The sequence below is a fragment of the Bacteroides sp. An19 genome, from assembly GCF_002160215.1.
Classification (GTDB): domain Bacteria; phylum Bacteroidota; class Bacteroidia; order Bacteroidales; family Bacteroidaceae; genus Phocaeicola; species Phocaeicola intestinalis.
This window is the reverse complement of record NZ_NFKD01000042.1, coordinates 18,177-40,891: the sequence shown is the minus strand read 5'-3', so window position 1 is coordinate 40,891 and position 22,715 is coordinate 18,177. Positions and strand designations below refer to the sequence as shown.

At 46.9% G+C, this 22,715-nt stretch carries 15 protein-coding genes and 1 pseudogene; 7 read left to right on the top strand and 9 right to left on the bottom strand.

Annotated features, from left to right (window positions below; translation table 11 throughout):
• A pseudogene (locus tag B5F25_RS14365) lies at positions 1-258 on the top strand (glucosamine-6-phosphate deaminase); the annotation flags it as partial.
• An 80-nt stretch (positions 259-338) separates the two neighbouring features.
• Here B5F25_RS14365 and rnc read toward each other — a convergent pair.
• Genes rnc through B5F25_RS14350 form a run of 3 tightly spaced genes read right to left on the bottom strand, consistent with a single transcriptional unit; the run spans position 339 to position 2,831 of the window.
• Positions 339-1,313 (bottom strand): ribonuclease III, encoded by a 975-nt coding sequence (rnc, locus tag B5F25_RS14360; RefSeq protein ID WP_022040331.1) that lies wholly within the window; start codon positions 1,311-1,313, stop codon positions 339-341.
• A 3-nt stretch (positions 1,314-1,316) separates the two neighbouring features.
• Positions 1,317-2,582 (bottom strand): beta-ketoacyl-ACP synthase II, encoded by a 1,266-nt coding sequence (gene fabF, locus B5F25_RS14355; RefSeq protein WP_022040330.1) that lies wholly within the window; start codon positions 2,580-2,582, stop codon positions 1,317-1,319.
• Positions 2,583-2,594: 12 nt separating this feature from the next.
• Complete coding sequence (locus tag B5F25_RS14350) at positions 2,595-2,831, bottom strand: acyl carrier protein (RefSeq protein ID WP_022040329.1); 237 nt, start codon at positions 2,829-2,831, stop codon at positions 2,595-2,597.
• Between the two features lie 153 nt (positions 2,832-2,984).
• Here B5F25_RS14350 and purN point away from each other — a divergent pair, with 153 nt between their 5' ends.
• Both purN and cysS read left to right on the top strand, forming a co-directional pair.
• The gene (purN, locus tag B5F25_RS14345) at positions 2,985-3,554 is read left to right on the top strand and encodes a phosphoribosylglycinamide formyltransferase (RefSeq protein ID WP_022040328.1); all 570 of its coding nucleotides are present in this window, start codon (positions 2,985-2,987) and stop codon (positions 3,552-3,554) included.
• Between the two features lie 85 nt (positions 3,555-3,639).
• Entirely contained in the window at positions 3,640-5,118 is a 1,479-nt protein-coding gene (gene cysS, locus B5F25_RS14340) for a cysteine--tRNA ligase (RefSeq protein ID WP_022040327.1), read from the top strand.
• Positions 5,119-5,605: 487 nt separating this feature from the next.
• Here the strand turns inward: cysS and B5F25_RS14335 are convergent, their stop codons facing one another.
• The 5 genes from B5F25_RS14335 to B5F25_RS14315 form a co-directional block, all read right to left on the bottom strand.
• Entirely contained in the window at positions 5,606-7,030 is a 1,425-nt protein-coding gene (locus B5F25_RS14335; RefSeq protein ID WP_241148417.1) for a DUF5723 family protein, read from the bottom strand.
• 37 nt (positions 7,031-7,067) lie between these two features.
• Complete coding sequence (locus tag B5F25_RS14330) at positions 7,068-8,813, bottom strand: hypothetical protein (RefSeq protein ID WP_140406953.1); 1,746 nt, start codon at positions 8,811-8,813, stop codon at positions 7,068-7,070.
• Between the two features lie 460 nt (positions 8,814-9,273).
• Positions 9,274-10,080, bottom strand: a complete 807-nt coding sequence (locus B5F25_RS14325; RefSeq protein WP_022040356.1) for a DUF3108 domain-containing protein — start codon at positions 10,078-10,080, stop codon at positions 9,274-9,276.
• Entirely contained in the window at positions 10,077-11,999 is a 1,923-nt protein-coding gene (locus tag B5F25_RS14320) for an Ig-like domain-containing protein (protein WP_087250312.1), read from the bottom strand. Before B5F25_RS14320 ends, B5F25_RS14325 begins: the two co-directional genes overlap by 4 nt.
• Before the next feature lie 9 nt (positions 12,000-12,008).
• Positions 12,009-13,514 carry a GH3 auxin-responsive promoter family protein gene (locus tag B5F25_RS14315; RefSeq protein WP_022040358.1) on the bottom strand — a complete coding sequence of 502 codons (1,506 nt, stop codon included), beginning with the start codon at positions 13,512-13,514 and terminating at the stop codon, positions 12,009-12,011.
• Positions 13,515-13,696: 182 nt separating this feature from the next.
• Here B5F25_RS14315 and B5F25_RS14310 point away from each other — a divergent pair, with 182 nt between their 5' ends.
• Positions 13,697-14,710: an ATP-dependent 6-phosphofructokinase gene (locus B5F25_RS14310; RefSeq protein WP_022040359.1), complete on the top strand. Its 1,014-nt coding sequence runs from the start codon at positions 13,697-13,699 to the stop codon at positions 14,708-14,710.
• A gap of 95 nt (positions 14,711-14,805) precedes the next feature.
• On the opposite strand, the gene B5F25_RS14305 is transcribed toward B5F25_RS14310, so the two are convergent.
• On the bottom strand, positions 14,806-16,527 hold the full coding sequence (locus tag B5F25_RS14305) for a glycoside hydrolase family 43 protein (protein WP_191763237.1): 1,722 nt from the start codon (positions 16,525-16,527) through the stop codon (positions 14,806-14,808).
• Between the two features lie 248 nt (positions 16,528-16,775).
• On the opposite strand from B5F25_RS14305, the gene B5F25_RS14300 reads away from it, so the two are divergent.
• From B5F25_RS14300 to B5F25_RS14290, 3 genes are read left to right on the top strand one after another with little or no spacing between them, the layout of a single operon-like run.
• Positions 16,776-18,341, top strand: coding sequence for a glycoside hydrolase 43 family protein (locus tag B5F25_RS14300; protein ID WP_241148418.1), 1,566 nt, complete (start codon positions 16,776-16,778; stop codon positions 18,339-18,341).
• A gap of 9 nt (positions 18,342-18,350) precedes the next feature.
• A complete protein-coding gene (locus B5F25_RS14295) occupies positions 18,351-20,732 on the top strand; it encodes a glycoside hydrolase family 127 protein (protein WP_087250307.1) in 2,382 nt (793 codons plus the stop codon).
• 19 nt (positions 20,733-20,751) lie between these two features.
• Positions 20,752-22,695 carry a glycoside hydrolase family 97 protein gene (locus B5F25_RS14290; protein WP_087250315.1) on the top strand — a complete coding sequence of 648 codons (1,944 nt, stop codon included), beginning with the start codon at positions 20,752-20,754 and terminating at the stop codon, positions 22,693-22,695.
• Positions 22,696-22,715: the final 20 nt, after the last annotated feature.

Genomic DNA, 22,715 nt, shown 5'->3' with positions numbered 1-22,715 from the left:
CGCGGGGCATGGGCGGAATGGGAAATCGAGAACATCGAGATGGCTGTGCCGTTCAGTCCCGAAGAGCTTCGTGCGAAACGGAATTCCATCCTGAAGCACCAGTCTCAGATGGAGAGTGCACCGTTCTTGGGCAATGACGAGCGCCTCTTCTGGCAACGCAGCGAGGACCGCAACCGTGGCACCGCTTCGCTTTACGATAAATTAGGGCTTGCCTGCTACGAGGCGATGGAGGCTTTTGTAGAGTATAAGCCGTTGTAGAGGTTGGATTGATATAGCTTTCATCGGCTTACGGATATATCTTCATGAAGTGATGATGATATATCCGTAGGCCGATGAATCTATATACGTTCCTCTTCGGAATCGGCTGATGTCTTTTCTTGAATTTCTTCTTTGAATGCGGCTTCTTCCGCTTCTGCTATGATGCGTTCCGTATCATCATAGCGTTCTGTTATGAGTTCTTCCCGGACATCAATGGTTTGATCCTCGTTGGTCTCCATTACGCTGGGAGAATCTTCTGTATACACCGGTTCTGTGTCTTTCTCTCTTTCGGCTTTTGATGCAAAAATCGCATCTATGAATTGAGGGTCATTCTTTATTTTCTGCAGGGTCTCGTGGGCAGCTTCTTGCTGTGATTCTTTTTTGGAATATCCTTTCCCGTTTCCGGCAGGAATACCTTCTACCAATATTTGTGTGTTGAACACGGGGTTTTGTTCTTCGTCTACCGACTGATTGACCAGTTTGAAGGTTACTTCGAACTTGTTTTTCTGGCTCCACTCAATAAGCTTAGACTTGAAATTGACTTCTTTGCGTGAAATTTTGTCCAGATTCAAATATTGGTTGATGATGCGTTCTTCCATAAACTTCTTACAGGCGCGATAGCCCCGGTCCAGATATAGTGCACCAATCAGAGCTTCGAAAGCATTGCCACACATATAACTGTTGTGAGAAGATTGGCGGGTGGTGAACTTTACCAGTTTATCCAGTCCGATTTGTACCGCCACATGGTTGAGTGTTTCCCGTTGTACGATTTTCGAACGTGTATTGGTCAGAAATCCTTCGCGCTTACCTTCAAACTTTTTGTATACAATATCAGCTACCACGGCATCCAGAATGGCATCACCCAAGAACTCCAGTCGTTCGTTGTTCAGCACACGTCCTTTCTCGTTTTTGATGGAAGACGATTTATGCAGCAATGCTTGTTTGTAGATGTCAATGTTCCGCGGATAGAATCCGGTCATTCGGTAAAAACAAAGATAAGGCTCCTTGTCCTTGCGGAAGAGGAGTCTTATCTTATCTGTTATATTGCCAAACACAGTTTATTCAGTGTATTTTTTAATGATTACACATGCATTGTGTCCACCGAAACCAAATGTATTGCTCAAGGCTGCACGGACGGTACGTTCCTGTGCCTTGTTGAAAGTAAAGTTCAGGGTATAGTCGATGTTTTCATCGTTATCTCCTTCTTCGTGGTTGATGGTCGGGGGTACAATGTCATTCTTAACAGACAGTACGCAGGCGATGGCTTCTACTCCTCCGGTTGCGCCCAGCAGGTGTCCGGTCATGGATTTGGTAGAACTGATGTTCAGTTTGTAGGCATGTTCTCCGAACACGTCTTTGATGGCTTTCACTTCAGAAACATCGCCTACAGGGGTAGAAGTCCCGTGTACATTGATATAGTCGATATCTTCCGGTTTCATACCGGCATCTTCCAATGCGTTCATCATCACCAGTTTGGCTCCTAATCCTTCAGGATGGGAAGCTGTCAGGTGATAAGCATCTGCCGAAGCGCCTACGCCGGCAAGTTCCGCATAAATCTTGGCTCCGCGTGCTTTGGCATGTTCCAGCTCTTCCAGAATCAGGCATCCTGCACCTTCACCCATGACAAAACCGTCACGGCTTCCGCTGAACGGACGTGAGGCACGTTGCGGGTCATCGTTGCGGGTAGAAAGGGCATGCATGGCATTGAAACCTCCTACACCAGCAGGGAAGATAGCAGCTTCGGCACCACCGGTCACGATGATGTTGGCTTTGCCCAAGCGGATATAATTGAACGCGTCTGCGATGGCATTCGAAGAAGAAGCGCATGCAGAAGTCGTGGTAAAGTTCGGTCCGTGGAATCCGTACATGATAGAAATCTGTCCGGAAGCGATGTCGGCAATCATTTTAGGAATAAAGAACGGATTGAATTTAGGACCGATGGTATCTTTGGTCTTTTCGTATCCGGCTACTTCTTCTTCGAACGTATGTATACCTCCGATACCTACGCCCAGGATGACTCCGATTTTGTTCAAGTCTTCTTTTTCCACATCAAGACCCGCATCAGTTACTGCTTCTTTGGCTGCTACTACCGCATACTGGGTATATAAGTCCATTTTACGGGCTTCTTTGCGGTCGATGAAATCAGTGGCATTGAAGTTTTTTACCTCACAAGCGAACTGAGTCTTGAATTTGGATGCATCAAAATGAGTAATAGGTCCTGCTCCGCTTACTCCGTTCAGCAGGTTGTTCCAAAAGTCTGGAACCGTATTTCCTACCGGAGTAATTGCACCAAGACCTGTTACTACTACTCTTTTTAATTCCATAAACAGAATTACTTATTTTGCGTTAGCTTCGATATAAGAGATAGCGTCTCCTACAGTCTGGATTTTTTCTGCCTGGTCGTCAGGAATAGAAATACCGAATTCTTTTTCGAATTCCATGATCAGTTCTACAGTATCCAAAGAGTCTGCACCCAAATCGTTAGTAAAGCTAGCGGTCGGAGTAACTTCTGATTCTTCTACACCCAGTTTATCAACGATGATTTTCTGTACTTTTGATGCGATTTCAGACATAATTTTCTTGTTTTAAGTTTATAAATAGAATAATTTTGTTTAATTTTCGGTGCAAAGGAATAAATATTTCTCGTTCTATACAAATATTCGGGCAAATAAATGCATTCTCTTTGCACATTTTTATATATTCTGTGCACGAAAACAGGTAAAAATATGAAGAAAATAGCAATTTTGGCATCGGGTGAAGGAACGAATGCCGAGCGGATCATCCGTTATTTTGAAGAGAAAGAGGAAGTAAGCGTAGAAATTGTCATTGCATCACGTACTACTGCTGGAGTTATCAAACGTGCCGAACGGTTGGGAGTGCCGTGCCGGGTGGTGACTTCTGCCGGATTTGCTTCGGGAGAGGCGCTGGAAGTGCTACGCGGGTATGAAGTTGATTTTATTGTACTTGCCGGCTTTTTGTTGCGTATTCCAGAAGATATTTTGCGGGTTTGGCCCTGCCGTATTGTAAACATCCATCCATCGTTGTTGCCTAAGTTCGGTGGGAAAGGCATGTATGGCATGCATGTACATGAAGCAGTGTTGGCGGCAGGAGAAAAGGAAAGCGGCATAACGATACAATATGTCAACGAACGTTATGACGAGGGGGATTATATCTTTCAGGCACGATGCGAAGTGTTGCCTGATGATACGCCCGAACGTTTGGCTGCACGTGTGCATCAGTTGGAGTACCGCTATTATCCGGAGGTGATTGAGAAGCTGGTGCGGCAGCATGTGTAAAAAATGTCTTTGAACGAATCCTGTTTTTTTCTTTGGTATCTATTTTCTTTTTCGTTATTTTTGTGGCCTTAATAAAGCTAGAAATATGGAAAATAAACTGGTTATTTACAATACGTTGAACCGCCGGAAGGAATCGTTTGTTCCTTTACACGCTCCTCATGTGGGAATGTATGTATGCGGTCCTACTGTTTATGGAGACCCTCATTTGGGACACGCACGTCCTGCCATTACCTTTGATATCCTGTTCCGTTACCTGCAACATCTGGGCTATAAAGTGCGTTATGTGCGCAACATTACCGATGTGGGCCATCTGGAGCACGATGCCGATGAAGGAGAAGACAAAATTGCCAAGAAAGCACGGCTGGAACAGCTGGAGCCGATGGAGGTGGTGCAGTATTACCTGCTCCGCTACCACAAGGCGATGGAAGCCCTCAATGTGCTTCCACCCAGCATCGAGCCGCACGCTTCGGGACACATCATCGAGCAAATCAAGCTGGTAGAGGAAATCCTGAAAAACGGATATGCCTACGAAAGCCAAGGTTCGGTGTACTTCGATGTGGCAAAATACAACAAAGACCACCATTATGGCGTGCTTTCGGGACGCAACCTGGATGATGTCATCAATACCACCCGCGAACTGGACGGGCAGCAGGAAAAGCATAACCCGGCCGATTTCGCCCTGTGGAAATGTGCCCAGCCCGAACACATCATGCGCTGGCCTTCGCCATGGAGCGACGGTTTCCCCGGCTGGCACTGCGAATGTACCGCGATGGGACGCAAGTATCTGGGCGAGACATTCGATATACACGGAGGAGGCATGGACCTTATCTTCCCGCACCACGAATGCGAAATCGCGCAAGCCGTGGCTTCCGAAGGACATCCCATGGTACGCTATTGGATGCACAACAACATGATTACCATCAACGGGCAGAAGATGGGCAAATCGTTGGGTAATTTCATTACGCTCGAAGAGTTCTTTACCGGCTCGAACAAGCTCCTTGCCCAAGCGTATTCGCCGATGACCATCCGTTTTTTCATCCTGCAAGCGCATTACCGCAGCACGGTGGACTTCAGCAACGAAGCCCTGCAAGCAGCCGAGAAGGGCTTGGAACGCCTGCTGGAAGGCATCAAGAACCTCGAGCGCATCACGCCGTCCGCTTCTACTTCAGGCATCGAGCCTGCCGGCTTGCGTGAGAAATGCTACGAAGCGATGAACGATGACCTGAACACACCGATTGTCATCTCGCACCTCTTCGACGGCATCCGCATGATCAACACCGTACTGGATAAGAAAGCGACCATCAGTGCCGCCGACTTGGAGGAACTGAAGAGCGTATTCCACCTGTTCGCGTTCGATATTCTGGGATTGAAGGCAGAAGGTGAGAACAATGCCGCCCGCGAGGAAGCCTTCAGCAAGGTGGTAGACATGTTGCTGGAAGAACGCATGAAAGCCAAAGCCAACAAAGACTGGGCAACAAGTGATAAGATTCGCGATAGCCTTGCTGCATTAGGTTTCGAGGTAAAAGATACAAAAGACGGGTTTACCTGGAGGCTGAACAAGTAAGGTTTCCACCACAGATTAAAGCAATTTGATTGACTGAAACGCAGATTAGCGCGGATAACTTCGTCTGGTGTAAGATTATTAATCTTCCGCTTGTAAGATTAATAATCTTGCAGCCTGAAGATTAATAATCTTACAGCGGATGAACCTATTTTGATGTTATACCTGCGCGGTATGAAATTGTGCATTTTAATGGAACACAGAAAGGACGGATACAGATTCTATTTTAATGTGCCAATGAATAATAGGGCAATGTGCTAATTTATTTTCACATTAGCATATTGTTTATTGACCTATTCTTCTGTGTTTCTCTGTGTATTCTTGTGTGGTCTGGGTTCTCTATGATAGCATCAACAAAATGCACATTTTGATGCTGTTTAAATAAAGAAACCATATAACGAAAAAGAGGGAATGTCCATGCACCCCCTCTTTTTTTATTCCTGTAAATTGCAGGTATTCATTAATCAGAATTTGTTCATTTCCTTTCAGGTCATTTCCGATCTCCAAAAGTTACGTTAAAGCCTAAGCTGACGTTCATATTTCCGCTCTTGACAGGGATGAACTGCGGGGTGACTTTACCCATCAGGTGGTCCATACCAATGAAGAAGTTGAATCCACGTGGATGAAAGTTCAGCAACCATCCGAATGAAGAGCCGAATGAAGAAATCGCATAGTTGACACCGGCATCAAACCATTTGATGGGTGCTACGTTTGCCGAGATACGTCCTTCCGACCAGCTATACTTGCCGTTGATGCGTGTAGACGACAAGAAACCGAAATGGAGTTTCTTGTAAAGAGGGAACGCATATTCCGCACCAATATTCAGTGTGGCGCCCAGCATGGCGGTACGTTTCACTCCGTTTTCCGTACGGTGGAAGCTGGCATAGTCTTCCAGGTCTTTTCCGATAGCGTCCAGTTGGCTTTCCAATGAGTTGGGGTCATCGTCGCCCAGTTCAGAGTCGACCGCGATGTTTTGGAATCCGTCGAATTCCCACGGAGCGTTGCTGGTAGCTGCTTTAATCGTATTGTTCCATGACATGAAGCCGAAATCGAGCAATGCGGCAGATACGGTCAAGTCGTCCATCACCTTATAGGTAGCACCCAAGTCGATAGCCATACCGAAACCGCTCAGTCCCGGGCTGTCTACGTCCATATTGTCCCAGTCTATCAAGTCACGTTGGCTGGCATTGTCAACGTTTCTTCCGCTTTCGGCTTTCGTAGGCATAGTCAGGCCTTTCAATGAAGCACTCATCTCACCATTGGCTTTTACCATCCATTTGTCTTGGCTCAAGGTGACATCCATATCGGTCATTTTCAGGCTGAGGTTGGCGGCACCCAACAGGAACTTTAATTTACCGCCCACGTTGAGTTTGTCGTTAATCTTGCGTGAGTGTCCGAATGCCAGTTCTATGTAATTGTTCGACTGGATGCCCAAGTCACCTATATCATAGTGTGTCTCACTTCCTGTCATACCCATTTTCATAAAGGCGAACAAGTCGTACGGAAGGTTCATGCTTGTATTTGAACGCAAGTTGATGTCTACCGTATTAAATCCGCCCCATGCATGGAATCCGGCTGCGAGCAACGTCATGTTGATATTGGCGCTGAGACGGTTTTTGTCTTTCAGTTCGCCTAAGAAGTCTTGTCCGTTGATGCTGGAGTGCATGAACGTAATCAGTTGGTCGTTTTGCGGATAAAGGAAATGTCCCACTCCGATATTTCCTTGCGTACCAATATTGATATTACCCAGTGCAGGGATGCTGATGTAATTGCGTTCGGCAGAGAAAGCCGGGTTAAGCTGGTGGCGGAAGCTATAGCCTTCGAGGAAATATCCCGAGCGTAAAGCCTGTGCCGAAGCCGTCAGGCAAGAACCTGCCAGGAGGGCTGCGGTGAAAAGTTTATATAGTTTTTTCATAAATTTCTGTTCGATAATGATGAATACCTGTTTTTGATTAATTTAAGTCTACGGTCACTCCGCCTTTCACGGTGATGATTACATTGTCGAGTTTCAAGCTTTGGCTTTCGTTCAATGTAATGCCTTGCACTTCGGTCGGAACCGATGCTTCTACCCGGTAGGCGATGCCATCCATGTTCTTCAACGCCCCGTCGGCTTTCGATTCCAGACGGATAGTCAGTGTACTTGTAGTAGGAGCGTCAGGTGTCCCGGCACTGATTTCGCCTTCTACGGTAGCTGTAATGTCGTTTAGCACATTGCCGTCGGGGTCGATGGCGTCAGCGGTCATGGTCATACCCAAGGGGATGGTATTCGTAGCGGTGAGCGAGATCTCGGCATGGCGTGCGTCGATGTCTTCCATGTCGCTGTTCCAGTCATCCATCTGGTCGTTGTAGACAATTCGGGTCTGGTCGTTGAATTGCAACGGTGCCACTACATTATAATCGGTCTTTACGTTATAGTCTCTGCCCAGTTCCAGGGTGATAGGGGTTTGTATGGCTGTCGCTTCGATGTTTTCCGTGCGGATTTCATCGGGGATTTTAGCCACCAGGTTGTTCAGGTCGGGAACGGTGATGATTTGGTCGGCTTCGATGCCGGCTGCATCTTCCAGGCGATGCAGGCAGATGACATAGTCGGTCTTGTTTGCCGGGATGATGATAGGCTCGGTACCATTCGGCTTATCGCCCAAAATGACGGTGTGTTGAGCCTGTCCGTCCTTATAAGGTATCATGTCTGCCGAGAAGTTTACGGCTACCGGAGATTCGTTGGTGACATACAAAAAGATTTTCGGGTCGGTCATGTCGATTTCCACTTCATTGTCTTGCAAGAAGTCGGGAAGTTCGTTTACCATGACAGGGTCGATGGTGATATCGATTTGCGGGTCGACAACGGCGGTGACTTCGGTTAACTCGATATTGCCGATATTGATTTCCGTATTCAGCTTCAGTTGTACGTCCTGATGTGTGAGGAAGTCTTCGGCAAGCAGGTAGGCTTGTCCTTTTACGGGGATGTCTCCACGGATAACCAAGTGGCCTCGTTCTACCAATCCTTCGCCGTCAGGCATTTGCTTGAAGTCGATAGCAGTTACCGACACAGGAATAGACAAACGGCTTCCTCTGCTGATGTGTACATCTTCGGTGAACGTAATCGTATTGCCTTCTGCCTGAAAGCGTGTGTCTCCATCACAACGGATGGTCATGTATTCGGGGAAGGTGACGGTGAAGTCTTTCGACAGATGCAGCTGGCTCGCGCTTCCGTTGAAGGTCAAGTCTAAAGAAGACATTGACGTGACGTTGGCATAGTAAAGTGAGTCAACGTCCTCGGTTACATCGGTCTTGTTTACATTAAATGAAGTGTAGTCATCTACGTCAGCTTCCGCTTTTTGGTACGGGACGTATTGAAAGTTCAGTTCTGTAGTAGAAGGGTCGGTTTCGATTTCGCTTCCTTCAATGGTTACGTTTTCCACATTGACCGATGATTCAGAGCCTTCTCCGCTCATGGTCAGTGCGTAGTTGCCGTTAGCATCGGCTTTCACATCGCTTTCCGGAGCAAGGTCGAAAATCTTTTCCAGCGTGATCAGGTCTGTGTTGCTTCCCGGAATGCTTAAGTTCTCTCCGCCTACCGTAATGGTCATGTCTACGTCTTTGCTCAAGTCGTAAGCATTGTCGACACATGCGGTAATGCCTAACAGGGACAATGCGAATAGTCCTCGAAGTGTGTTAATTTTTAAACCTCTGTTTGTCATATTTCTGATTGTATAAGTTAATTCGGTGCAAAATTACCGAAAAAGTTGTGTAAACGAACACATTTTAGAAAAAAAAGAACAGTTTGATAACCTGTTTATTCTTAGGGATTTAAAGCAAAATTGGGATATTTTGAGAGTGTAGATGATTTTTTGATAGAACAATTTTGCTTTTAAAGTAGGTTGGAAGTATGTGATTTGATGGGAAATCGGTGTAGAATTGTAGCAAACCAATGTTTAAGAATAAGAAGAAAATGTTGCGTCTGCTATGTCTCTACCGCTTTATGTCCTAATAGACATGTGAATGTCCGCAATTAGCCAGAATAATGGTGTGCAAAATGAATATATACTTACTTTGCCGTTTCAGTTATCTTCGTAGGCTATAGCAGTTAACTGGAATGGCTTATGCAGTATATCTTCGTTTTCAGGGTATTGGCTAATTGTGGATATTCGTATTCATATTTTATTTTTTTACAATGGATGTCAACGGATGACGGTTTCCTTTTATTTCGGTCAGGAAGGCTTTTGCCGAACCGAAATTAAGATACATGTCAAGCCGTACGGGCAGGTGATTCAGGTCATCGGTGACGAAGAAAGTAATGACTTCTTTTTCCTTATTGTCGACATATTCTACCAATGAGAATACCAGGCAACGGTAAGTCGTGCCGTTTTCTGATGTGAAGTTTTCCTTGCCCCGGTAAATAAGGGTCTGTTTTTCCACTGCTTTTCCGGTAGCCATTGAAAAGAGGATTTTCATGCCTACTTTGTAGTCGGTAGGGTCGTACGAGCGTGCCTGCAGCAGGATGCTCAACATGTCGTAGACACAGACATCCATTTCATCGTGCTTGGGGGTAGTGACGCCTCGTAGGGTGCGTTGTTGGTCAACGATGCACTTTCCATTCTTATAACTGAATTTCACTTCGTCTACGGTGTATCGCTTTCCTTCTTCGGCTCCTTTACGGAAATAGAGCGGTTCCAACTGTTGGCTGGTGATACAGGTCAGCGTATCACGCATCTTGAACCATCGGTCGAATCTTTTATTCGTATAAGAGTTCAAATCGGTACGCAAGCAGGATCGTCCGTTGTAGGTGGCTTCGTTGACACTCATTTTTGCCCAACCCACGTTGAACCAGATGAATTTCCAGTTGAACTTCAGTTCATAATGCAATGTTTCACCCGGCTGGATGGCATTGTTTACGGCACCGCATTGGGCTTTTATCGCCAGGCTTCCTGTCAGCAAGCACAGGCAGAGTAAGATTTTCTTTATCATGTTCGTCCTAGGTTTTTGGCTCTTTCTTTATTTCGGTCTTTAATTTTTTTTGCTTCGTCGGGTTTCTGTTTCTTTATTTCGTTTGGTTTTTGCTTGTCGAGCGGAATAGCATGAATGTTCCAGGTTTCTTCAAACTCGAAATTTGCTTTCATTTCCCAGGTTTTCGGGAAATAGAATACCTCTTCAGGTTGCAGTTTCTTGTCGTAGTTTCCTGTATCCCATTTGCCATTGTTGTTTGTATCATTAAACAAGCGGATGTAATATTTCGTTCCGGGTTGCAGGAAGTAAAAGTCGCACGTGTTTTTTTCGGAAACAGGTTGCTGGCGTATTACTGCATCGCTGTTGTTTAATAGTTGTACGATGGCATGCGGTCCGGCTCCCACAATATTGAGGTAGAGCGTGCCGTATGCATCAGTGGTCTTTACTTTCAGCTTATTTTCCACTTTGTTGGTATAAAGTCCGTAGATACCTTTGAAGCCGAGTGAATCTATGGTAAGCTGGTATTCTTGTCCGGGTTGCCAATTGGCAAGTATTTCATAACGCCTTGGAGCGATGGTGTCGGCCATAAAAATGAAAGGTGTGTCTTGCCATACCGAGTCTACCATCGTCTGCATGTGGATAGCCGTTGTGTCGATGTTTTCCACCGGCTCTTCAAAACTCAAGACGATGTTACGGTTGATATCCAGTTCAGAAGGCGCGTCTACGTTCATGGTGAGGAATGGAGTTTCCACTACGATGGTATCACCTTTCTTTTCTTTCTTCTTGCGTTCTTTTTCTGCTTTTTCGTCAGCTTCTTTTTTCATTGCCAGACGGCGTTCACGCGGAATCTTATTTATCATACGCAGGGTGTCGGTAGTGGGTACCAGTTTTCCTAATGTATCAGTTTCCAGATACTTCAGTTCGATGGTCAGGGTGTCGCGCTCGCATAACGTAGTGTCTTTCACCCAATAGGTGATGCTGTCGTTCCGTTGGTTTGCTTCCACGATGAGCTGTTTCTCGTCGAAGTCCAGTCCTCTCAATGTGGGCAGGGTGTCGGCTTTCGCACTGAAATAAAGAGCGAATTTCTTGGTGTCTGGACGTTCGCTCTTGGCAAGGTATTGTAATGAACTTTCCTGCTTAAAGGCACGCATCATGATGTCATCGGGCATAAAGCGGGTATAATGTACTTCGTATATGGTATCGATGTGTGTAGTATCGATTTCGTTCCATACTGTGTCGTGACGTAAAGCAGGTGCCATACTTGGGATAATGAGTGAGTCGGACCATGCCACGGTTTCGGTCTTTGAGTCGTACATATAGTTCTGGTTTCCGTCCTGCAAGGCATAAATGCGGTATTTGCCCGGTGCGATTCCCCGGATGGTGAACTGTCCGCGGCTGTCGGTGCGCGATATACGGTCGAACGGGAGCTTGGTGAAAGCGGTGTCGTTCAAATTCTTATGTAATCCAACCTGTATACCTTTTATAGGTTCCAGGTTTTCGGCATTGAGCACGGTGCCCGATACCGCCATGGTATCTATTTCGGGGCCGGTAGAAAAGGCATACGAGAATAGTCCCAACGGATTGCCTTCGTTGTTGTCTACAATGGCATCTCCGAAGTCAATGGTATACGTAGTATTTGCCACCAGTGAGTCGATAAACTTCACCACGACCCGTTTCCCGCTGGTTTTTACTTCGGGTTGTTCGCGCTGTGGGGGAGAGATGATGACTTTTTCCGAAGCATTTTCCAAATTGATGAATTCATCGAATTCGATGGATACATTCTTACGGGTGTTATTGATGGCATTCGGAGCCGGTGTGGCACGTACAAACTTGGGAGGCTCTTCATCGTAAGGACCTCCATCGGGCGAACCCGTGCTGGCACAGGCGTAAAATCCGATGATAATCAGTAACAGGGCAAGGTATTTGGGTATGGGCTTCATGCAATAAGTTTACGAATTAAGTTTCAACATTTCTTCTATATAGTCGCGGTTGTTGCTCAGGCGGGGTACCTTGTGTTGTCCTCCCAGCTTTCCTTTTTGCTTTAACCAGTCGTGGAACAAGTTGGGGCGTGCCACGATGATTTCCAGTTCCTGTAAAGTGATGTCTTTATGCCGTTTGGCTTCATAGTCGGAATTGATTTCCTGCAAAGAGCGGTCGAGCACGTGACGGAACTTATCCAGCGAGTCGGGCATCACGCTGAACTCAATCAGCCATTGGTGGCGGCATTTGGCATTGGCGTCCATAAAGACCGGAGCTGCCGAGTACTCCAGGACTTGCGCACCTGTAGCGTCACATGCCTTGGCGAGTCCTTTTTCGGCATTGTCCACCATCAGTTCCTCGCCGAAAGCATTGATGAAATGCTTGGTACGTCCGGAAATGATGAATTTATACGGGTCTTTTTGGGTAAACTTTACCGTGTCACCCAGGATATACCGCCATAAGCCGCACGAAGTACTGATGACGATGGCATAGTTACGTCCCGTTTCTATGCCAGTCAAGGGTACGATGGTGGGATGCGGATTGTCTATTTCTTCCAGTGGGATGAATTCGTAAAATACATCGTAGTCTATCATCAGAAGCATTGCAGGGTCGGACAGGTCGTTTTGCAAGCCAAAGAAACCTTCGCTGGCGTTGTAGGTCTCCATGTAGTGCATCTTGTCGGACGGGATGAGCTGTTTATATTGTTCACGGTAAGGTGTGAAGCATACTCCTCCGTGGAAGAATACTTCCAGGTTGGGCCAGACTTCGTTGAGATGTTTGGCGCCGGTTTTCTCCAGAATGCGCTTGATGACGGCAAGCATCCACGAGGGTACTCCCGAAAGGTTCGTCACGTTTTCATGGATGGTAGTTTCGGCAATGCGTTCCACCTTTTCTTCAAATTCGCTTAGCAGGGCAATTTCCTTGCTGGGCACGCGGATAAGGTTCACCAGCGGGTTGATGTTTTGTATCAGGATGGCAGAAAGGTCGCCTACCAAGCTGTCCTTTACATTGTAATTCGGGCTGTGGCTTCCTCCCAGTATCAGTCCTTTGCCCGAAAAGAACTTGCTTTCCGGATTCGAGCGCAGGTAGAGAGCTACGGCATCGGTTCCGCCTTGATAATGGACGTGCCGTAATCCGTCTTTGCTTACGGGGATGAACTTGCTCTTATCGTTGGTAGTGCCCGATGATTTGGCATACCAGATGACACGTCCGGGCCACAGCACGTTTTTTTCGCCATGGCGCATACGGTCTACATAGCCTTTCACGTCTTCGTAGGTCTGGACCGGTACCCGCTGGAAATCAGCGTATGTCCGGATATGGGCATAATCGTATTTTTTCCCCCATTCCGTATCAGAAGCATTCTCGACCAGCTTGTGGAAAACTCTGTCTTGAATGGCTTCGGCTTGTGTGTTATAGCAATCTATTTCCTTTTGGCGGGAAACAAACAACTTTTCGATTAACTTTGTTGAAACCATTGGTATTCCTTTTTTATGGCACACGCATACAGGACTAGTGTGTCCGAAGCGTCTTTTTTGTGCTATTGAAACGCTGCAAAGTTAGCCTATTTCTTGTATTTGTGGTGTATTTTTGTGTTAGAAAAGACAAATCTACACTTTTTTCTTATAACTTTACCACACGAAGACAAATTTTGAAGGTTATGAGAATCGGAATTTTAACGGCAGGAGGTGATTGTCCGGGCATAAACGCTACCATCAGAGGCGTTTGCAAGACGGCTATCAGTTATTATGGAATGGAAGTATATGGTATCCACAATGGTTTTCGGGGATTGCTGGACGATGATGTAATCCAGCTTACAGAGAATTCGTTGGGCGGATTGCTTACGATGGGGGGCACGGTGCTGGGTACTTCACGTGTGAAGCCTTTCCGGAAAGACCGTGGGTTTTCGCTTTCCGATAGCAGGCCTGCGGCATTGCTGAAGACGATTCATGACCACGGGCTTGAGTGCCTGGTCTGTATCGGAGGAAACGGCACGCAGAATACGGCGGCCATGCTTGCCAAAGCCGGAGTGAATGTGGTGATGATACCCAAGACTATTGATAATGATGTGTTCGGTACGGATATTTCGTTCGGGTTCGATTCGGCGGTGAGTATTGCCACCGAAGCCATTGACCGTCTGCACTCTACCGCCAGTTCGCACCAGCGTGTGATGGTAATCGAGGTGATGGGGCACAAGGCAGGATGGATAGCCCTTCATTCGGGTATGGCAGGAGGGGGTGACATCATCCTGATTCCCGAACTTCCGTTCAATATACATAATATAGGTGATGTCATCATCAACCGGTTGAAGAAAGGGAAACCCTATTCGATTGTGGTGGTGGCGGAAGGTATTCCCACCTTTAACGGGAAAAAGGCTGCTCAATACATAGCCGAGGAAATCGAGTATGAGACCGGTTTTGAGACACGTGAAACGGTGTTGGGATATATCCAGCGCGGAGGAAGTCCTACGGCGTTCGACCGTACCCTTGCCACCCGTATGGGAGGGCACGCTACGGAACTGATAGCTCAAAAGCAATTCGGGCGGATGGTGGCGCTCCGGGGTTCGGAGATAGTGTCTGTTCCCTTGTCGGAGGTAGCGGGCAAGTTGAAATTAGTTACTGCCGATAACGATTTGATAATTCAGGGCAAACGCATGGGCGTATGCTTCGGATAATGCACATAGTTTCATCGGGCAACGGAAGTATATGCGCAACCCGATGAAGCTATGTGCGTGGCATGGTGCAACTATATGTGTCGCACCATGCTTATTTATTGTGCCGTGGCATCATTGCCTGTTGTGGCGTAAAGTCCTATCATAGCACCGGTGAATCCACCTGCCACATTGGTCGAAAGAATATCTCCCGAAACGGTTCCACCTACAGGCTGGAAGGTCTTTCCGTCTGTAGAATAACTGAAAGTATACTGGTCGCCCGTGGCTTTCACCTGCAATAGGATGGGGCGTGTTTCCTTAACCGGAGTACTTGCCAGCACGGTAGAGTTTCCTTTTTCGGTGCGTTGCAATACCAGTACGTCTTCTTCTCCTTTCTTGGTCACGCCGAACACGTAGTTGAAGGCTTCGCTTTGGTAACATGTAATACCTGCCAGGTCGGTCTCCGAACGTGGAATGTAGTTCAGGGTGGTAGTGGCCGTAAAGTTGAGGTGTTGCTGGCGATAGAACAAGGTAGACGTAGGTTGTACTACCTTGATGTTTACATCGTATGGGTTGATGGTCAGGCCATTGGGCGAAGTGGAGATGAATTTTTCGCGTGCTCCTCTTATGCCTACCCAGCGGTAATCCAGTGTGTCCGAAGTGAAATCTTCAGTATAGGTGAAGTTTCCGTTCGGGAAGAAACCGTTTTGTCCGGTCTGGTTGGTGACACCTGCCGGCATTTTCAGCTTAGCCTTTAGAGGTTCCATTCCTCCTTCGAATACGGGGAAAGTGCTGCTCCAGTCGACAGGAAGAATAAAGGTTTCACGTCCTGTGTTTACTTGATTGGCATTGTTGGGACGGATGGCAAGGAATACTCCGTAATATTTTCCGTCAGGTCCTTCCACCAGGTCGGCATGTCCTGCCCAGTCCACTTTGTCAGGACGGTCGGCATTCAGGTGGCGTTGTGACAGGATGGGGTTCTCCGGAGCCGGTGTAAACGGGCCTTTGGGGCTGTTTCCGATAAATATTACTTCACTATGCATGCCTCCTGTTCCTCCTTCGGCACACATCAGGTAATATTTTCCATCTTTTTTGTACAGGTGTGGAGCTTCAATCCAGATAGGTTTCTTCGAGAGGTCTACTCCTCCGTTTACTATCACTTTATCTGTTCCGGGAACGATTTGGTCTTTTTCTACATCATATTCCCATACCTTGATAACGCGGTGTCCTTCATACAGTGCCTTCTCTGGTGCATCATTGTGTACTACGTAAGCTTTTCCGTTATCATCAAAGAAGATAGACGGGTCGATGCCTTCAAAGTTCAGCTTGATAGGGTCGCTCCAGCCTTGCATCGGATCTTTGGTCTTGACGATGATGTTTCCGAACCCTCCGGCAAACTGGGTGGTAATCATATAGAATGTGTCGTTGTTCGGATTATAGCGGATGGTAGGTGCATATACGCCGGCACTGATTCCTGTGTCTTCCACCTTCAGTTGCGAGGGGCGGTCGAGCACATGGCCGATTTGTTTCCAGTTGACCAGGTCGGTCGAATGGAAAATAGGTACGCCCGGATTGATGGCAAACGAAGAACATACCAGGTAATAATCGTTTCCTTTCTTGCAGATACTGGGGTCGGGGTAACATCCTTGTAGGATGGGGGTGTAGAATTCGTCGGAAGCGAGCGGATTCTGTTCGTACACGGCATCTTGTCCTGTATAGGTGAAATTACTGAATACAGGAGTACCAGGAGTAACCTCCATTTGATTGCTGGCACATGAGCATGCAAGTAGGCTCAGCGTGCCCCACGTCAATAAGCTTAATGTTTTTTTCATGGTGTTTATATTATAATAATGAGTAGTGTCGAATAGTCGTTTACAAAGTTAATAGGTCGGGATGAAAAAGATTGTTGCGTATGTTACATATTTTATTCTCTATGTTACATCTTGTATTATTTTCATGCTCAGATGTACCATCTTACAGAATATCTTTAGTTTTAGGGTATGAGATGTTTGTTTTTTCTTTTAAATTTGTAGGCAAACTTATAACTAATAACGATATGAAAATACGCAGGTTTTTCGTAGCACTGATGATGTGCATTCCTTTTTGCGGCTTAGTCCGGGCTCAATCGAGCGATAATGGTGACGGTACTTTTACTAACCCGATGTTGTGGAGTGATGTGCCCGACCCTGATGTTATCCGTGTTGGTAGCGACTTTTATCTGGTAAGCACTACGATGCATCTGATGCCGGGCGCACCTATTATGCATTCTAAAGATTTGGTGAATTGGGAGACGGCCAGTTATTTGTTCGACCGTTTGACCGATACACCGAATTATGACCTGAACGGATGTACTGCATACGGAAGAGGGCAGTGGGCCACCTCAATCCGTTACCACAATGGGAAATATTATGCTTATTTTTCGCCCAATGACAAGCCCTATAAAGGATATGTGTATGCCACTACAGATCCGAAAGGGAAATGGGAACTTGTTTCCCGCTTGCCTCATTTCCACGATGCGTCTTTGTTGTTCGACGATGACGGACGTGTATATATCTATTATGGAACAGGGCAATTACGCGAATTGAAGCCAGACCTTACAGGGGTGCAGCCTGGAGGAGTGGATATGAAAATCTTCGAGCGCGATAGTACCGAAACCGGATTGCTGGAAGGAAGCCGTGCCATTAAATACAACGGAAAGTATTATCTGTTGATGATTTCGTGGCCTAATGGAGGCAAGCGTCGTCAGGTGTGCTATCGTGCCGATAAGATAACCGGTCCTTATGAAAAGAAAGTAATACTGGAATCGGACTTTGCCGGTTTCCCGTATGTAGGACAAGGATGCATTGTGGATGATGAGAAGGGCAATTGGTATGGTGTCATCTTCCAGGATCGTGGAGGTGTGGGACGTGTCCTTACACTGATGCCTTGCCACTGGGTAGACGGATGGCCGATGCTGGGCAATGAGGAAGGCCGTGTACCCGAAATCATGGAAAAACCCGTGCAAGGATGTCCTGCCTTGCCCTTGGTGGTGAGTGACGATTTTGGAAAACAGGAAATGAAAATCAACTGGCAATGGAACCATAACCCGATAAACGAAGCATGGTCGCTTTCGGAACGTCCGGGTTATTTACGATTGAAGACGCATCGGGTGGTAGAAAACCTGTTTTGGGCACCGAATACGTTGACCCAACGTATGGAAGGACCGAAATGTACGGGAAGTGTGTCTATCGATGTGTCTCATATGAAAGAAGGGGATGTAGCAGGTTTCAGTGCTTTCAATGGCGATGCCGGTGTACTTTCGGTAGTGATGGAAGGCGGAAAGAAATACCTTACGATGTCGTCACAGGTGGTAGCTTTACGCGATTCGGACAAGGCGGTGACACATGTGGAGACTGATGAAAAGGCGCGTGTGGAATTGACACAGGATGTAGTTTACCTGCGTATTGATGGAGATTTCCGGGTAGGCAAAGACATTGCTGCTTTCTATTATAGCCTGAACGGGAAAGACTGGACGAAAATTGGTTCCGATTTTAAGATGATATTCGATTACCGCCGCTTCTTTATGGGGACAAAATATGCGATATTCAATTATGCTACAAAGCAGACAGGTGGCTATGTAGATGTGGATTTCTTCGATTATAAACGAATAAGATAAAGAATGGTTATGAAAAAGAAAGCATGGGCATTGATGGTCTGTCTGATAGGTTTTTCGGGATTACAGGCACAAGACAAGTTGTATCCGAACACTTTTGCCTTGAATGAGGTGACTCTCTTGGATGGTCCTTTCAAGCATGCACAGGACTTGAACGGTAAAGTATTGTTGGAATATGATGTAGACCGCTTGCTGGCTCCTTTTCTGAAAGAGGCAGGATTACCTCCCAAAGGAGAATTGTTCCCCAATTGGGCGGGACTGGACGGACACGTAGGCGGACATTATCTTTCGGCACTGGCAATGCATTATGCCGCTACAGGTGATGAGGCATTCCGCCAGCGTATGGAGTATATGATAGCCGAATTGAAACGTTGCCAGGAGAAGAACGGTGATGGTTATATCGGTGGGGTTCCTAATGGAAAGGCTTTGTGGAGTGAGATACGGAAAGGAAACGTGGCTTTGATTTGGAAATACTGGGTACCTTGGTACAACCTTCATAAACTTTATGCCGGACTTCGGGATGCCTGGATGTATGCCGGCAATGAAGAGGCAAGACAGATGTTTCTGGATTTGTGCGATTGGGGTATTGGAGTCGTTTCTCCCCTCACTGATGCGCAAATGGAGCAGATGCTGGATATGGAATTCGGCGGAATGGATGAAGTATATGCCGATGCCTATCAGATGACCGGAGAAAAAAAATACCTGGACACGGCCAAACGTTTTTCTCATCATTGGTTGCTGGACAGCATGGCAAAGGGAGTGGACAATCTGGATAACAAACATGCCAATACACAAGTGCCTAAAGCGGTGGGATATCAACGCATAGCCGAGTTAGACCATAACCGTACGTATGAGGATGCGGCATCGTTCTTCTGGCATACGGTGGTAGAAAACCGTTCGCTGGCATTCGGAGGCAATAGCCGGCGCGAGCATTTTGTGGCGAAAACCGATAGCAAGAGCTATATAGAAGACCGTGAAGGTCCGGAATCATGCAATACCAATAATATGCTGAAACTGACCGAGGGCTTGTTCCGGATGCATCCCGAGGCTAGCTATGTGGACTTCTACGAACGTGCTTTGTACAATCATATTCTTTCTACCCAGCATCCCGAACACGGCGGATATGTGTATTTCACATCTGCCCGTCCGGCACATTACCGGGTTTATTCGGCTCCTAATCAGGCGATGTGGTGCTGTGTAGGAACCGGTATGGAGAATCATGCCAAATATGGAGAATTCATCTATACGCATACACACGATTCATTGTTTGTCAATTTGTTTATAGCTTCTGAACTGAACTGGAAAGAAGAAGGCATCCGCTTGCGTCAGGAAACAGGTTTCCCGGCAGAAGAAGGAAGCAAACTTACGGTTTCGGTGGACAAGCCCAGACATTTCAAGATGTTGGTACGCCATCCGTGGTGGGTTAAGGCTTCGGAAATGCAGGTGTTGTGTAACGGAAAAGAGTATGCAGCCGGTTCGGAACCATCTTCGTATGTATGCATTGACCGCGAATGGAAAGACGGGGATGTTGTCGAAATCCGTACACCGATGCATGTTAAGTTGGAAGAGTTCCCGAATATGCCCGAATATGTTGCCATCTTGCGCGGACCGATTGTATTAGGTGCACGGGTAGGTACAGACCATCTGGACGGGCTGGTGGCAGACGATAGCCGGTGGGGACATATTGCTTCAGGACCTTTGGTTCCGGTTTACGAAACTCCTTTTCTTATAGGAGAGCGGGCAGACATCGAAGAGAAGTTAAACCATTTGCGTCCGGTAGCAGGCAAGCCGTTCCATTATACGGTTCCCGGTCTGTTCCGTTCCGGCAAATACAAGGATTTGGTGCTCGAACCCTTTTATGGCATTCACGATAGCCGTTATATGATTTATTGGCTTTCGATGGACGAAACTGAATACGCACATTATCAAAGCGAACAGAAAGCCGAAGAAGAAGCGCGTATTGCATTAGACCGCCGGACGGTAGATGCCATAGCAACGGGAGAACAACAGCCCGAAGCGGACCACTTAATGAAGAACGAGAACTCGACAAAGGGAAATTTCAATGGCAAGGCGTGGCGTGATGCGAAAGACGGAGGCTATTTCAGTTATGTACTTTCTACTGAGGGCAAGTCTGACATGTCTTTGCTGATAACTTATTGGGGCAATGAAACCGCCGACCGGGAATTTGATATCTTGGTAGATGGAAAGGTGATTGCTTCTGAAAATCTGGTAGGGAAATGGAACAAGCAGGAGTTCGTGGATGTTGAATATGCTCTTCCTGACGATGCGTTGCAGGGTAAGAAAGAAATCACTCTCACGTTCCAAAGCAAGCCCGGAAAAATAGCCGGAGGGGTATTCTTTATCCGTTTGGTGACTAACGAACAAGGTGAATGACTTTAAATGAAATTATATGATGAAAAGACAATGGCTATTGACTGCAGCCTTAGGGGCTTGCCTGTCCGTTTATGCTACTGATTGGAAATTTGCCAGTCCCGATGGACACATTCAAGTGGTGGTATCCGATGAAGGCGGAAAGCCTTCTTACCAAGTGTTGTATGACGGAACCATGTTTCTCGAACCTTCTCCCTTGGGTCTGGAGACCAATATAGGCGATTTTACTCAAGATATGTCGTTGGGGGGAACGTGCAAGGCGGATACGGTATGCGATACCTATACGTTGCCCACCATCAAGCAGAGCCGGGTAGACTATAAGGCGGTTGAAGTGGTGTGCCCGTTCATGCAACAGGGCAAGAAGGTGTGCGATGTGGTGTTCCGTGTGAGCAACCGTGACGTGGCTTTCAAGTACCGCGTCTATCCCAAGGAAAATACCTTATGTTGTGTGGTGCGCTCGGAAGCAACGGGTTTCGTCTTGCCTGAGGGAAGCACTACTTTCCTTTGTCCGCAAAGCAAGCCGATGGGAGGCTTTGCACGTACTTCGCCCAGTTATGAGACCTCTTATACCGTCGATGATACGATGGGCAAGAATGGCTGGGGCGAGGGATATACATTCCCGTGCCTGTTCAAATATATGGATAAGGGATGGCTCTTAATTTCAGAAACGGGAGTAGATAGTCGCTATTGTGCCAGCAGGCTGATGGGGCACGAGGGTGGCCTGTATACGATAGGTTATCCGCAAGAAGGCGAATACAACGGCAATGGAACAACGGCTCCGGGAATTGCGCTTCCAGGCGAAACACCTTGGCGCACCATCACTTTGGGAAAAACACTGGCTCCTATAGTTGAAACTACCGTGGCTTTCGACCTTGTATCTCCCTTGTACGAAGCATCTCAGAAGTACCAGTACGGATGCGGCACATGGAGCTGGATTATCGGAGGTGATGCCAGCATGACATACGATGAGCAGAAGCGTTACATTGATTTTGCCGCGGCGATGGGATACCAGTCGGTGCTGGTTGATGCATTGTGGGATTCGCGGGTAGGATATGAAAAAATAGAAGAGTTGGCACGTTATGCCCAGTCTAAGAATGTGGCATTGTATCTGTGGTATAATTCCAATGGTTATTGGAACGATGCTCCGCAAGGTCCGCGTGGCAAGATGAGCAACATTATTTCCCGTCGGAAGGAAATGAAATGGATGCAAAGCATCGGTATCCGGGGTATTAAAGTGGACTTTATAGGAAGCGACAAACAAGTGACTATGCAATTGTATGAAGATATTCTGGCAGATGCCAACGATTATGGTCTGCTGGTTATTTTTCACGGATGTACCTTGCCTCGCGGATGGGAGCGGATGTATCCCAATTATGCGGCAAGTGAAGCTGTACTGGCAAGCGAGAATATGAACTTTTCGCAAGGAAGTTGTGATGCCGAAGCCTTTAATGCCTGCTTGCATCCGTTTATCCGCAATACCGTAGGTAGTATGGATTTCGGAGGCAGTACATTGAACCGGTATTACAATGCGAAGAATCAGCCGGGAGGTAGCCGCCGTGTTACATCGGATGTGTTTGCGCTTGCCACAGCGGTGCTTTTTCAAAGTCCGGTCCAGCACTTTGCTTTGGCTCCTAATAATCTGACCGATGCTCCTGTATGGGCTGTGGATTTTATGAAGAAAGTACCTACGCTGTGGGATGAAGTGCGTTTTATCGATGGTTATCCCGGCAAGTATGTAATATTGGCACGTCGGCACGGAGAAACGTGGTACGTGGCTGGAATCAATGCCAGCAAAGAACCGTTGAAAGTGAAAGTAGCTTTGCCGATGTTTTCCCCGAAAGAAGAAGTGACGCTTTATGCTGATGATGCCCAGCTGCAAGGAAGCGTGAAAACCCAGAAGCTGGACAAAAAAGGCGAAATCGAACTGATGATTCCATGTAATGGAGGAGCTTTGATTGTAAAATAACTCAGAAGCTGTTTTGAATT

What these genes read in the sequence shown, in the direction of transcription:
- purN (WP_022040328.1), top strand. Translation starts at nt 2,985, where the DNA reads ATGAAGAAAATAGCAATTTTGGCATCGGGTGAAGGAACGAATGCCGAG.
- B5F25_RS14315 (WP_022040358.1), bottom strand. Translation starts at nt 13,514, where the DNA reads ATGGTTTCAACAAAGTTAATCGAAAAGTTGTTTGTTTCCCGCCAAAAG.
- B5F25_RS14320 (WP_087250312.1), bottom strand. Translation starts at nt 11,999, where the DNA reads ATGAAGCCCATACCCAAATACCTTGCCCTGTTACTGATTATCATCGGA.
- B5F25_RS14330 (WP_140406953.1), bottom strand. Translation starts at nt 8,813, where the DNA reads ATGACAAACAGAGGTTTAAAAATTAACACACTTCGAGGACTATTCGCA.
- B5F25_RS14335 (WP_241148417.1), bottom strand. Translation starts at nt 7,030, where the DNA reads ATGAAAAAACTATATAAACTTTTCACCGCAGCCCTCCTGGCAGGTTCT.
- fabF (WP_022040330.1), bottom strand. Translation starts at nt 2,582, where the DNA reads ATGGAATTAAAAAGAGTAGTAGTAACAGGTCTTGGTGCAATTACTCCG.
- B5F25_RS14350 (WP_022040329.1), bottom strand. Translation starts at nt 2,831, where the DNA reads ATGTCTGAAATCGCATCAAAAGTACAGAAAATCATCGTTGATAAACTG.
- B5F25_RS14310 (WP_022040359.1), top strand. Translation starts at nt 13,697, where the DNA reads ATGAGAATCGGAATTTTAACGGCAGGAGGTGATTGTCCGGGCATAAAC.
- B5F25_RS14295 (WP_087250307.1), top strand. Translation starts at nt 18,351, where the DNA reads ATGAAAAAGAAAGCATGGGCATTGATGGTCTGTCTGATAGGTTTTTCG.
- B5F25_RS14300 (WP_241148418.1), top strand. Translation starts at nt 16,776, where the DNA reads ATGTGCATTCCTTTTTGCGGCTTAGTCCGGGCTCAATCGAGCGATAAT.
- B5F25_RS14290 (WP_087250315.1), top strand. Translation starts at nt 20,752, where the DNA reads ATGAAAAGACAATGGCTATTGACTGCAGCCTTAGGGGCTTGCCTGTCC.
- cysS (WP_022040327.1), top strand. Translation starts at nt 3,640, where the DNA reads ATGGAAAATAAACTGGTTATTTACAATACGTTGAACCGCCGGAAGGAA.
- B5F25_RS14325 (WP_022040356.1), bottom strand. Translation starts at nt 10,080, where the DNA reads ATGATAAAGAAAATCTTACTCTGCCTGTGCTTGCTGACAGGAAGCCTG.